General features: G+C 67.2%; 5 protein-coding genes. 3 read left to right on the top strand and 2 right to left on the bottom strand.

What is annotated here, in order from left to right:
• Window positions 1-227: 227 nt before the first annotated feature.
• Window positions 228-3,356, top strand: a complete 3,129-nt coding sequence (locus FBR05_12735; GenBank protein ID MDL1873045.1) for a hypothetical protein — start codon at window positions 228-230, stop codon at window positions 3,354-3,356.
• A 147-nt stretch (window positions 3,357-3,503) separates the two neighbouring features.
• Here the strand turns inward: FBR05_12735 and FBR05_12740 are convergent, their stop codons facing one another.
• The gene (locus FBR05_12740) at window positions 3,504-4,286 is read right to left on the bottom strand and encodes a hypothetical protein (GenBank protein ID MDL1873046.1); all 783 of its coding nucleotides are present in this window, start codon (window positions 4,284-4,286) and stop codon (window positions 3,504-3,506) included.
• A 393-nt stretch (window positions 4,287-4,679) separates the two neighbouring features.
• Window positions 4,680-5,129 carry a hypothetical protein gene (locus tag FBR05_12745; GenBank protein MDL1873047.1) on the bottom strand — a complete coding sequence of 150 codons (450 nt, stop codon included), beginning with the start codon at window positions 5,127-5,129 and terminating at the stop codon, window positions 4,680-4,682.
• A gap of 202 nt (window positions 5,130-5,331) precedes the next feature.
• Here FBR05_12745 and FBR05_12750 point away from each other — a divergent pair, with 202 nt between their 5' ends.
• Window positions 5,332-11,502, top strand: a complete 6,171-nt coding sequence (locus tag FBR05_12750) for a GAF domain-containing protein (GenBank protein MDL1873048.1) — start codon at window positions 5,332-5,334, stop codon at window positions 11,500-11,502.
• Window positions 11,503-11,513: 11 nt separating this feature from the next.
• Window positions 11,514-12,015: thiol peroxidase (locus FBR05_12755; protein MDL1873049.1), on the top strand; the 502-nt coding region annotated here is incomplete at its 3' end.

Raw genomic sequence — 12,015 nt, forward strand, 5'->3', positions numbered from 1 at the left:
CCAGACGAATAAAACTAACGATTCTCGAGACCTACTTGCGTTACCTCGATTGGCTCCAGCAGGACCCCTTCCACTCTCTAGATGTCATGAACTTTTACATTCCAAAAATTTCCCGAGCGCAACTTTCCCGGGGATAGACCGAACCCCTAGGTGCCGATTACCAAGTTTTTTTCTCGATGCCGGCGGTCAGGGGGCTGACCTTACGGGGAGATATTGTGTGAACCGCGATGCGTCGTGTCGACCGGCCGGGGGTGGATGCCTCCGCGCCTTCCCATGCCCCGTTTTCCGCCTCAGCGGGCCCCGTGCCCCCGGGGCGCCTCGCCCTGTGGGAGCGCCTGGCCCCGCAGGCCATGCCGCCCTCGAGCCGCGACGAGTGGCGGGCCATCCTTCAAGAACCTGACGAAATCCTGTTTTACGAGGCCCTGTGGTCCTTCGCCGGGAAGCAGGAGCGGGCCGAGGCGCCGGAACGCGCGGCGGAGCTCTACGCCTATCTCGCCGAGGCCGCCGCGGCGTCGCAACCGGACTTGGCGCGCCGCGCCCGCGAAAGGCTCGCGTTCTTGCAAGGGCGCGGTCCGGTCGGGATGCGCGTCGAATCCCTCATGCAGCGATTTTCCCGCGAGGCCTGTGACCCCGCCGCCTTGACGGCGATGGCCTTGGCCGGATCCGTCTACCGCCTGACGCGCGCCGGGGCCTTGAGCCGCCTCCTGGCCTCGTCCGCGGCCAACCCCCTGACTCGCGGTTTCGGCGCGCGTGCCTTGGCGGCCGTCTCCGGCTTCGCCTTGGAGGCGCCGGTCTTCACGCTGAGCGGAAAGGCGACTGGCGCGGCCTTGGGGCGCCCGCAAGCTTGGGACGCCGAATCATTCCGGCGCGAGCTGGCTTCCAGCTATTTGGTCTTGGGGGGATTGAAGCTGGCGGGGTGGGCAAGTCAAGCGGTGTACCGCCGTCTGGCGGGCCCCGTAGGGGCGAACCTTGTGTTCGCCCCATGGCATGGATGGGGAGGGCGAACACAAGGTTCGCCCCTACAATTCTTGTTTCAACAAGGAGGCATGTTCTCCGGCATCCTGCTCGGTCACTCGCTGGAAGAGCGCCTCGGCCTGCGCCCGCGCCAGGACGGCGCGACGACGCTGACCGACTCGCTGGCGACGCTGCTGCAATTTCACGTGGCGGGTCGCTTGACCCGCCGCGCCTTCGGAGAGGGCTTCCATCGCTGGGAAAGGGGCCTCGACGCGCTGGCGGAGCGCGTCGCCCAGGGCGGTCCGCCCTTGTTCCGCCCGCCCGCGCCGGTCCTCCTCGGCGCGGCGCCTGCTCGGATTTCATTGGCGTCGCCGTCGGTCGCGGACAGCGGCATGCTTTGGGCGATGAGCGGGATCCGCGATGCCGCCTCCGGACGTCCGCCGCGCAGGCCCGAGCCGAGCCATCTGCCTTCCGTCGCCGCCGCCCTGCGGGGACTTCGGTCCCTGCCGAGACACAGCCAGCCCCGCGACGAAGTCTATTTTCTGCTTCGCTTCTCGCGAAAGCTGGAGGCCGCCGGCCTCAAAGACAACGCCTATCTGGTCTTGGAGAAGGCGCTGGAGCTGGCCCGGCGCCTGGAATTCGACCAACAAGCGGCCGACTGCCTCGGCAAGGTCGGGGAGGCCATGGCCGACCTGAGTTATTTGCAGGACGCGCAGCGGGTCTTCGCCGAGGCGCGGCGTCGCATCGATCGGACCAGCCCGCACAGCCGGCCCCACCTGCTGGGCGATTTATGGGCGAAGCAGAGGCGCGCCCGGGACCCCGACGCCGCGGATACCTTGAAGAGCGCACTGCGCACCGCCCGGCGCCAGATCGAGGCAGGGCAATCCTCGAACGCCGAATCCTTGGCGATTCAGGCGGCCGCCGAGGGCGAGCTGGCCCTGGCTCGGGACCTGATCGACGAGCTCGCGACGGGGCATCGCGCCTTCGCGGTGAGCGAGCTGGCGAGTCGCTGGGCGCGCGAGGGCTTCGAGCATCAAACCGTGGCTCGCGCCATTTTCCTGGAGGCCAAGGGGGAGATCCATCGGGGGGCGAAGCTGCGCGAGAAAAATTATCCGGTTTATTGGCTGCACCGCCTGGGCAAGGCGCTGCTCGCCGCGGGGCCCGACTACCGCGACGATGCCTGCGAGGTCGCCTTGGAGATGCGCTCTTACTTGAAGGCGCACATCCCGGATGCGACGGCCTTTGCTTCGCAAATGGTCGAGGCGGTCTCGCTGCTGGCCGGGGCGCGGAAGTTCCACGAGGCGCGGGCGATTGTCGCGACGGAATTTCGGGACCCCAACTTTCGCTCCAAGGCCCTGGCCGCGGTCCTTGTGGAATTGGGCCGGGCGGAGCGGATGGAAGACGCCGAGGCCCTGCTGCATTCCGAGCGTCTCCTGATCGGGGACCGCGTATCGGTCTCGCTGGAGCTCGCCTCCTTATATCGGGGGAAGCAGGGTGCCTGGACGCCCGACGCGAAACGCCTCTTGAAGGAGGTCCGGGAGCTGCTCCTCCGCCATGAATTCCCCCGCGAGGGGCTTTCCCGCTTCGAGGCCCTGCTTCGCACGGCGGGGATGTTCGTCGAGGCCGGAGACCGCGTCGCCGGCGAGGAATTGTACGAGGCAGCCCGGCAGGCGATCGCCGGCGACGTCCTGATCGCGCCCGAGCGCGCAGCGGATCGCTACGCCGAATGGGCGCTGGAGCGGGCGGCGCGCCTGGGCTTCGGGAAGATCCCCGAGAACCGCCCCCGCATCTTCGAGACCTTGCGCCGCGCCGTGCGCCAAGGCGAGACGCAGCGGGCGGCGCGGCTCGCCACTTTGCTGGGATTTTGCGAGGACGGATTCGAGTACGCCCGGGAGGAGATCGCCTCCCTGCCGGAGGCTTACCGGCTCTGGGCGCGCATCCATCTCGTGGAAGGGGCGAGCCTCCTGCCGCGCGACACCGCGGGGCGCAAGGCCCTCGCTGAGGAAGTTAGAGAGATATTACTGGCGAGCCAAGAGAGCGCCGTGCCGCTCGCCCCGCGGGTGCATCGCCGGGCCGCCCAACTCCTGCTTAAGCTCGACGCCTCGGCCTGGCTGCGGATCGCGCACGACAAGGTGCGGACCACCCTCGGCCTCAAGCCGGAGGGCCTGCAGGCCTTCGTCTGGCGGACGGCCGATCGGCCAATTGCCTTTCCCGAAGGCGATCCGATCTTCTACCAAACCCTGTTTTGGTTGGCCCGAAGCGGCCACCGGCCGAGCCAAGGCATGGTGAGGGAATGGCTGGAGCGCCCCGACTTTCCCGCGGCGCAGCGCCGCGTCCTGGTCCGCGCCCTGAGCGGATTTGAGGGAGCCGTTCCGGAGGAGCCGGGGAAGACCCTTCATTAGCCTCATCCGCGGCGGAGCCGTCTTCGCATCCTTTGAAACGAAATCGATAAAAAAAAAGACCCCGGCAGAAGCGCCGGGATCTAGGGCTCACGAAATATTCGTTGGAAAGCCTTCGTGCTAAGTAAGAACGGGATCTAACCCCAAGGCTTATTTCTTGGGCGCCTTTTGTTGAGCTTCCGCCTTGGGCAATTCTAAAGCTTGAGGGAGGGCTCGAAGGGTCTCTATTTGGATCCCTTGCTTCAAGTGCTTGAGGTCGATTTTGTCGCCCTTCCTATAGCGCTCCAAGGATTCAATCAATATCTCGCGATTCAGGGGGTTCAAAATTTTGATTTCGTGAAGGATGAGCACTTCCCCATGGCTGTTGCGCAATGGCTCCCCGTTGGGCGAGGTGTTTTTCGGGGTGTCTGGGGTTCCCTTGGCTTTGCGTTTGGCCTTGCGCTCGGTTTTCGGTTTGGTCTTCGGGGCTTCCTCAGTTTGTTTCGCCTCCTCGCCGGCTTGCGGAGGCGGGGCCGGCGGGAGATCGGGATTGGAGGCCAAATCCTTCGCCACTTCCTGGCAGGTCTTGTTCAGCTCGGCCAGGTCTTTATTGACCTCTCCTAGTGCCTTTTGCAACTCCTGGACCTCAGCTTTGTTGTTGGAGGTCTCGTGCATCTCGATAGCGTCCACAAACATCGTCGCGCGCTTCCGTAAATTCTCCCGTTCATCACCCATGCAGCGTTGCATGAGTTTCTGGGCCGAGGGCCGGACGTCCTTAGTCGGCGCGTCGGTGGCGCTACCGGTCGGCTGCGGCGAAGCATCGCTGCGCTCCGAGGCCGGCGGTGAAAAGAAATGCGGGATACATGAAGCTAATTTTGAAAGCATGAAATACCTCCCAGGAATTGTTTTCGAATGCGCTTCCTGCGCCGGGAGATAAAGCAACGGCTGTGCCAAGCGGGAGCGATTGGATCGACCTCAGCAGGCGGACTGGCGGAGCAGTGGGGGAAAAGGGCAAAAAACATGGAGATTTTTTTAATTTATTAAAAAGCAAGTCGGCAGGCCTAAAAAAATCAGGGATCAAATAGGATACTTTTTCTCGCGAAACGAGGGAAAGAAGGCTTCTCCGTATTTCAGAAAATTGCAAATCGCTGAGTGAAAGAGTCTCCAAACTCTTGGGCTAAGGCTCGGCTCGCCCGGCGAGGAGTCCAACCCTTCGGAAATAAAAAGACCCCGGCTAGGGGTGCCGGGGTCAGGGTTCTTCCTTAACGGAAGGGGCTCGAAATTTTCGGAGGAGGCCCCACCCTTCGGCAGGGCCTCCTCCTCTGGATCCGGTGTGCCGCCGGGTCGTTATTCAGAAAATCTTGGTCGCGCCTCGCACTCGACGCGCAGCTCTCCCGCGGGTTCCTTGCGCACCTCGCACTCGACTTCGGGGGGTCTAGCGGCGCGCGGCTCGTCCGCCTCGAAGTAGCGGGAGATCCCCTCGTAGAGCAGGTCCCCGAATTCGGCACCGAGGGAGTGTTGCAAAAACATCCTGCCCAGCCCATGCAGGTCCGTGGCCGCCTCTTCCTCCGAGTCGGGCGCCTGGCTCGCGGGCGGGTCCTGCCAGAGCCGCAGCAGGCCGGAGAGGCAGATCTCGTTCACGGGTTGCAGGCAGCTGAGTCCCGTCAAAAAGGAGTTCGGGCTCTGGCCTTCCGGCGCCTGGGGAGACGCTGCGCTGGGGCTCGCGGTCCCCCCGCTTTCCCCCGCGAGGTTTTGGGCCGGCGGGGGCTTGGAGTGGGCTAGGGGGAGTAGGCTCATGGTTCCGAATCCTTCCTGTCTCTCGCGAGACAATCGAATAGAAAGCAAGCATGATGCCAACTATTAACCATTTGAAATTAAAAGATATTATAAGAAGTATGTGCAGTAATCTCCGATAAATTTTCTCAAGTTGTGACAGGAGTTTTTACAACTTGCATGCAAATGAGCTCGCGCTCGTTACAGCCTGTGTTAGAATTTCCCAGTGACGGTCGCGGCGGACTTCCTCAAAGACTTGCCAAAAATCCTCCGGCGCTTGGGCGAAGGCGGGATGGGCGAGGTGTACTTGGCCGAGAGCCCAGGCGGGGAGCGGGTGGCGCTCAAGCTGCTCACCCAGGTTCAGCCGGAACAGGTGGCGCTCTTCGAAGGCGAGGCGCAGCTCTTGGTCCAGCTGCGGCACCCCGCCATCGCCGGCATCTACGGCTACGCCGCCAACAGCCGTGCCCTCTTCGGGACGGACCGCGGGCCCTGCTTTTGGATGGAGTACGTCGAAGGCCGCGGCCTGCTGGAGGCCGCGCGCGAAGCGGAGCCGGCGAGGGTCATCGCCTGGCTTAAGGAGGCCCTCGAGGCCTTGCAAGCCCTGCACGCCCAAAACATCTCGCACGGCGACATCTCGCCGCGCAACGTCCTGGTTACGGCGGCGGGGCGCCTGAAGCTGTTGGACTTCGGCTTGGCGGGGGAGTTCGGCAAGGCCGGCAGATTCACCGCGGGCACCTTGCCTTACCTAGCGCCGGAGCGATTGCAGGGTAAAAATTTTCCCTCCAGCGATTTGTTCTCCCTGGGCACGCTTTTCTATGAGGCGCTCGCCGGACGTCACCCGCGGGCGACGAGCCGCAGCCTGCAGGAGATACTGCGCGCCCCCGCCGCCCCGCTGCTGGAGGTAGCACCGAGTTTGGAGCCGCGCTTCGCGGTGCAGGCGCGGGCCCTCGACCGCATGATCCGACTCGATCCGAAGGAGAGGCTCGGCTCGGCGCGGGAGGCCCTCGAGGCCCTGCGTCATGCGGGGGGGGCGGCCGAGGCGCCAGCGAGCGCGGAATACCACTCCGCGAAGATGTTCGGCGCCGAGGGCGCCTTCGCCGCCTTGGACCGCGTGCTGGCCGAGGTCAAGGTTCGGCCCGTCACCCTCTGGCTGCATGGCATCGGCGGCGTCGGCAAGTCCCGCTTCCTACGCGAGGCGGCGATCCGTTGCGCGGTGCAGGGCCTCGCGGTCCGGGAAATCGAGGCCGCGCGTTTCGGCGCGGGGCTCCGCGAGCTTGCGGCCCCCGGGACCGAGGGGCCGCAGGCCTTTTTCTTCCGCAATTTGGATCGCGTCGCCTTCGCCGAGCTCTCGCAGCTGCTGCGCCTGAAGCGGGAGGGGATCGCGCCGGGACGCCTGGCCGTCTTCGAATGGAACGACGACCGCCTCGGCGAAGAGGCCCGCCGGCTTTTGGAAGACCTGCCGCGCCTGCTGGGCGGCGAGGCGGTTACGCTGCAAAACCTCGACGCCGCCGCGACGCGCGAGCTGGTTCGCGAGGCCTTGGGCGAGACCGCGGCGCGGGAGATCGCGGCGGACCTGTTCCGGCAGAGTTCCGGCAATCCGCGCATGCTGCTGGAGATCCTGCGCCTGCTCCGCGAGCGGCGCGCGGACGAGCGGCGGCATTTCTCCCGGGCCTGGAAGGAGGAGATCGCCGGGCTGGAATCCTTCGAGGGCATCCTGGCGGAGCGGCTAGCGGGGCTCGCGGCGGAAGATCGTTCCTTGCTCGCGTCCCTCGCCGCGGCCCATGAGCCCTCGAGCGCCGAAGTCCTCGCCGCGGTCTGTCCGCAGCTGCCCGGGCTCGAGGCGCGCTTGGCGTCTTTATGCGGGCGGGAATTTTTAAAATTCGAGGCCGGCGACGGAAAATACCGCCTGGCGATCCCCGCCTTGGAGCCAGCCCTCTTGCGAGGCCTTCCGCCCGAGGGGCTTCGCGAGCTCCACAGGCGGTGGCTCCAGGCCCTTCCGCCCGACGCGCCCCACGACCCGCAGCGCCTGCGCCACGCGCTCGCCCTGGAAGATGGGGGCGAGATCGCCCGGCTCGCGCTCCCGGCCACCGAGGCCCTGGCACGGTCGGGAAGGACGGAGGAGGCGCTGGAATTGGCCGAGCGGGCGCGGGCCCATCTGGAAGATCCCGCCGAGCTCTCCCGACTGCTGCGGGCCAAGACCAATTGGCTGACCGCGCTCGACCGCTACGCCGAGGCCCTGGCCTCCGCGGAGGAGGTCTTTCGCTTGGCGGCGCCCGACGAGCCCGCCGACCTGAAGGCGGTGAAATACGGCATCGTCTCCGGCATCGCCTGTCTCAACCTCGGCCGCCGCGAGGAGGCGGCGCGCCGCTTCGCCCAGGCCCTCGAGGCCGCCGGCGACTCGGCGGACCGCGAGGTCCAACAGTACCGCGTCCGCGCCCACGCGCTGTTGGGAAACTACGAGTGGGAGGCGGGCCGGCGGGAGGCCGCGAAGCGCCACTTCGAGACGGGCCTGTCCCTGCCCGCCGCGCGGGGTCGCCGCCGCGCCGAGCTCTGTCGCAACCTCGCGGCGGCCTTGGCGGAGGAGGGCGAGGCCGCGCGCTCGGACGCCTTGTTGGAGGAGGCGAAGGCCTTGTACCGCGAGGCCGGGCATCACGCGGGGGAATTTGCGACCTGGCTCGAGGAGGGCAACCTGGCCCTGCGTCGCGACGACCCGGACCGCGCGACGGAGGCCTACCGCCGCGCCGAGGCCCTGGCTGAGGCGCATCGCGACGACCTGTTTCTCGCCCGCGTCTGGAACAACCGCGCGGTCCTCGAGCGGCGGCGCGGCGAACTGGCCGCCGCCTTGGAGCATTTCGCCCGCGCCCATGAGATCCTGCACGCCTGCGGCAACCTCGAGGACCTGGCCGAGCACCTCGCCCAATTCGCGCGGGCGGAGTTCGCAGTCGGGCGCCTTTCCCGCGCGGAGGCCCTGCTCTCCGAGCTGCGCGCCCTGGCGCCCCGGGCCCGGTCCGCGGTCGCCGCCTTGCCGGGCGCGGAGGCCTACGGCCGCTGGATCCGCGAGGGCCGGGCCGCGCCGGCCGAGGCGGGTCCCTGGGACCTGGAGGCGCAGCTGCAACGCCTCGAGGGCGAGGGCCGCGAGGCCGATTTGATTCGCGACCTGCTGAGACGGCTTCACGAAAAGCTCCCCGTCGCGCTCCAGCTCAGCTTCGTCGACCGCCACGACTGGCGGCGCTGGATCGAAAACAAAGTTTTGGAAAATTCTCCTGCCCCCACGAAAGAGAGGACTCCCATGCAGATACTCGAAAGCCTGGCCACGATCAGCCGCGAACTCTTGATGGAAGACGACATGGACCGCGTCTTGAAGCACCTGATGGACGCCGCGATGCGCCTCTCCGGCGCCGAGAACGGGTTTTTGGTCCTGCGTAGCGAAGAGGCGGAAGGCCCCATCCCCGGCTTTAGCGTCGTGGTGGCCCGCAACGTCGGCAAGGAGGCCCTGGAGTCGAAGGAATTCGCCTTCAGCCTCTCGGCGATCCGCGAGGCGATGGAAAAGGGACAGCCGGTCGTCACCGACAACGCCCTGCAGGACCCGCGCTTCAGCCAGGCGAAGAGCGTGCAGCTGCACGAACTCAAATCCATCCTGGCCCTGCCGATCAACGGGCGCCGCGGCGTGCTGGGCGTCTTCTACCTCGACCACCGCTTCGAGGCGGGCCTGTTCGGCGAGGAGCAGCTTCAGGCCCTGCGCGCCTTCGCGGACCAGGCGGCCCTCGCCCTGCAGAAGGCGCAGATGATCGAGGAGCTGAAAAAGGCCAACGCCCACCTGACCGATCAGGTCGAGGAACAGAGCGACCAGTTGCACCGCATGCAGATGGAGCTGGCCGAGAGCCGGCTGAAGCTGAAGTACGAGTACTCCGAGATCGTGGGACGCTCGCCCAAAATGGTCGAGGTGCTCTCGCTGGTCGACAAGATCACCGATTCGAAGATCTCGGTCTGGATCTTCGGCGAGTCCGGTACGGGCAAGGAGTCGATCGCGCGGGCCCTGCACTTCAACAGCGGCCGCGCCAAGCAGCCCTTCGTCGCCGAGAACTGCACCCAGTGCATGGAGTGCATCTCGTCCTGCCCCGACACGGCCCTGCCGAACACCGCGCAGGACCTGATGACCGTCCTGACGACCGCCGTCCGCGGCTACGTCACGGACCCGATGGACCGCGCGCGCCTCCTCGCGAGCCTCCCGGACGTCGAACGGTCGGTCCGCGCCGGGATGGTGGCCGCGCAGCAGGCGAAGGCCGCCACCCCCGTCCGCGACCTCGTCCGCGCCGCTGTCGAGCCGATCGGCGTCGTCTCCGCGGAGAGCAAGCAGCAGCTCTGCGCCATCGTCGACACGCTCCCGCTCGCCTACGCCAAGGTCAACGCGATCTTCGCGAACCTGGAGCGGAAGTCCCCGGGCGCGGGCGGCGTCTTCTCGATCTTCGTCTCGGACCTCTGCAAGGGGTGCGGCGAGTGCGTCACCGAGTGCGGCGACCACCAGGCGCTGAAGATGGTGGAGGAGACCGAGGAGCTGAACGCCAGGCACGCCACGGCGATGGGCTTCCTCAACCTCCTCTCCGACACGCCGAGGAAGTACCTCGGCCTCTACGACCCGGAGAAGCCCCAGTCCTCGCGCGAGGCCGCGCTGAGGAACCACCTGATGGTCCGCTCGAGCTACGACGCCCTCGTCGCGGGCGACGGCGCGTGCGCCGGGTGCGGCGAGAAGACCGTCCTGCGCGCGGTCGCCTCGGTGACCGAGGCGTACATGCGGCCGATCTTCCACGCGAAGGCCGAGCGGCTCGCGGCCAAGGCCGCGCGGCTGGACGGGGAGGGCGTCGGCCGCCTGACGGCCCTGAAGGCGCGGAGCCCCGAGGGGCACGCCCGCTTCGTCCGGGCCGTCGCTCACTTCCTGATGGGCCTCGGCGGGGAGAGCGACGAGGACACCGACTCCCGGATCGCCGCCCGCGGGCCGATCCCCGACGAGGAGGTCGTCGGCGCGCTGCGGGCGGTCCTCCGGCAGGAGGCCTTCAACCACCGCGGCCTGCAGGCGATCGACGGCCGGCTGGCGAACGGGATGTCGGTGATGGCGATGGGGGCGCACACCGGCTGCAACACCGTCTTCGGCTCGACGCCCCCGAACAACCCGCACCCCTACCCCTGGATGAACTCCCTCTTCCAGGACGGCGTCACCGTCGCCTGGCTCTTCGGGGAGGCGTTCCTGATGGACCACGCCCGCCGCTCCGTCATCCCCGAGAGGCTGGCCGACGGCCTCCTCGACCGGGACGGGGAGGTCCTGACGGCGGCGGAGTACTTCGACCTGGCCCACCTGACCGACGCGCTGATGACCGACCTCGAGGTGGCCGAGCTGCCGAAGGCCTGGGCGATCGGCGGCGACGGCGGGATGGGCGACATCGGCTTCCAGAACGTCTCGAAGGTGGTCCTTCAGAACCGGCCGAACGTGAAGTCTCTGATGCTCGACACGCAGGTCTACTCGAACACCGGCGGTCAGAACTCCGACTCCTCGGTCATCACCGGCGGCTTCGACATGAACCAGATCGGTGCCGCCACGCAGGGCAAGCTGACCGAGAAGAAGGGCCTCGCCGAGATCTTCTGCGCCGGGCACGGCTCTCCCTTCGTGGCCCAGGTCTCGATGGCCAACGCGCCGAAGCTCTACAAGGCGCTCCTCGACGCCCTGGAGTACCGCGGGACCGCGTTCGTCCAGAGCTTCACCCCCTGCCAGCCCGAGCACGGCGTCGGCGACGACGTCTCCACGCTCCAGTCGCAGCGGGCCCGGGACTGCCGGATGATCCCGGAGTTCACGTACAACCCGGGCAAGGGCGAGACCTACCGCGAGGCGATCGAGGTCAAGGGGAACCCCGCGTTCGACAAGGACTGGTGGGAGACGACCCTGAAGTCGACGGGCGAGAAGGTCCGGTACACGGTCGCCCACTACGCCGTCACCGAGGCGCGGTTCCGCCAGCACGTGCGGAGGACGACGCCGGAGAAGGCGTCGGGGATGATCGCGCTGGAGGACGTCCTCGTCCTCCTCACCCAGGACGACGTCGTCAAGCGGAGGGTCTTCGACCCGAAGAGCCCCGTCTTCGTCCCGGACTTCGGGGTCTTCGTCAAGGCCGAGGACGGCGACGGGCAGCCGGGCTACTACGCCCTCTCGCGGCAGATGGTCCTCCTCTGCGTGGAGCGGCGGAAGGCCTGGCGGCTCCTGCAGGGGAAGGCCGGCGTCGAGAACAGGGAGTACCGGGCGCAGCGCGCGCTCCTCGCCCGCCTCGCCAAGGGAGAGCTGACCCGGGACGACCTCACCAAGGGCGGCGCGATGCTCCTGAAGGAGGAGCTCGCGAAGCCCGCGCAAGGATGAAAGGAGAGCCCATGGAGAGAACCGGCGTCATCACGTACCTCGGCGGCCCGCTGACGCTCGTCGGCCCGGAGGTCGAGGCCGGCGACCGGGCCCCCGACTTCACGGTCCTCGACAACGGCCTCGGCGCCAAGACGCTCGCGGACTTCGCGGGCAAGACGCTCGTCATCAGCGTCACGCCGTCGCTCGACACCCCGATCTGCGACGCGCAGCTGCGCCGGTTCAACGACGAGGCGGCCAGGATCGGCGACGACGTCGCCGTCCTGAACGTCAGCATGGACCTGCCGTTCGCGAACAAGCGGTTCTGCTCGGTCGCCGGCATCGAGAAGGCGCTCACCCTGAGCGACCACCGCGACGCCTCGTTCGGCACCGCCTACGGCGTCCTCATCAAGGAGCTCCGCCTCCTGGCCCGGGCGATCTTCGTCGTCGGCAAGGACGGCGTCGTCAAGCACGCCGAGATCGTCCCCGAGGTGACCCACCACCCGGACTACGACAAGGCCCTCGCGGCCGCGAGGT

This window comes from Deltaproteobacteria bacterium PRO3, assembly GCA_030263375.1.
Classification (GTDB): domain Bacteria; phylum UBA10199; class UBA10199; order DSSB01; family DSSB01; genus DSSB01.

Bases quoted from the DNA above. Each gene is read 5' to 3' on its own strand.
- FBR05_12735 (MDL1873045.1), top strand. From the start codon at position 228: ATGCGTCGTGTCGACCGGCCGGGGGTGGATGCCTCCGCGCCTTCCCAT.
- FBR05_12745 (MDL1873047.1), bottom strand. From the start codon at position 5,129: ATGAGCCTACTCCCCCTAGCCCACTCCAAGCCCCCGCCGGCCCAAAAC.